Source organism: Halorubrum sp. BV1 (assembly GCF_000746205.1).
GTDB lineage: Archaea > Halobacteriota > Halobacteria > Halobacteriales > Haloferacaceae > Halorubrum.
Window position 1 is genome coordinate 1 of the sequence record NZ_JQKV01000037.1, and the last position, 1,080, is coordinate 1,080.

Consider the following 1,080-nt stretch of genomic DNA (forward strand, 5'->3'; position numbering starts at 1 on the left):
ACGGAGGCGGGAACTGGACTGTAGATCCGGCCACCGCCGGGCTTGATGTACTGGTCGATGGCCTGATCGAGGTCGACACAGTGGTCGATCGCCAGTCGGACGTCGCGCTTGGCACACTCCCCCTCGTTCTGGTTGAACGCGGCGAACTGGTAGCTCAGCGAGGGCCCCTCGATCACGTCGGCGTCCGACATGTTCTGGACGGTGCTCCAGAACTGCGGCGGGATGCGGTTGATCACGTCCTGCTCGCCGGTCTGGAGCTGGGTCACGCGGTTGGTGGGCTCGTTGATCGGCGTGAACGTCACCTCGTCGAGGTGGGGGCTGCCGTTCCCCCAGTAGTCGTCCCATCCCGCCATCGTGACCTTTTCGTTCTCCTGGAAATCCGTCACTTCGAACGGCCCGGAACCGACGAACGTGTCGATACCGAACCCTTCGGGGTCCTCCTCGCGGACGCTCTTCGGTGCGACCGGGTGCGCGATGGCGTGGAGGATCGGGACGTACGGTTCGGTCAGCGTGAAGTGCTCGATGGTGTCGACGATGCTGAAGTTGGAGGCGTAGCTGGTCTGCTCCTCGACAGTCGCCTCGAACGTGTACTTCACGTCCTCTGCGGTGACCTGATCCCCGTTGTGGAACGTCGCGTCGGCATCGAGATTGAGCGTGAACTCGTTGCCTTCGAGCGTCGGGATCTCCTCGGCCAGGATCGGGACGAGGTTGGTGTTCCGGTCGTAGCCGAGCACCGGCGAGTACACCAGGTTCTTCAGCATGATGGAGTAGTTCCCGCCGTTGTTGTTGACGGGGTCGAGCTCCACCGGCGACGACGTCTGAGCGAACTTCAGCGAGCCGCCGCGCATCGGCGTCGCCGTTTGGGCGTCGGTGTCGTCGTCGCCCCCGGACGAGTCTGAATCGGTCTCAGTCGGCGTCTCCGTGCCGTCTCCACCAGTACAGCCAGCGAGTCCTACGAGGCCAGCCGACGCGGCCGCCTGTAGGAACTTCCGGCGGTTGTCTTGCCAATCACTCTCAGGCATGGCTGTAACCTACCACCATGCTTATTTAAATGTTTGTCATGAGGCAGCCCGTTGTCGA

General features: G+C 62.9%; 1 protein-coding gene. It reads right to left on the minus strand.

Annotated elements, in window-relative coordinates:
* Nucleotides 1–1,022: ABC transporter substrate-binding protein (locus EP28_RS11545; protein WP_230455359.1), on the minus strand; the 1,022-nt coding region annotated here is incomplete at its 3' end.
* Nucleotides 1,023–1,080 lie beyond the last annotated feature (58 nt).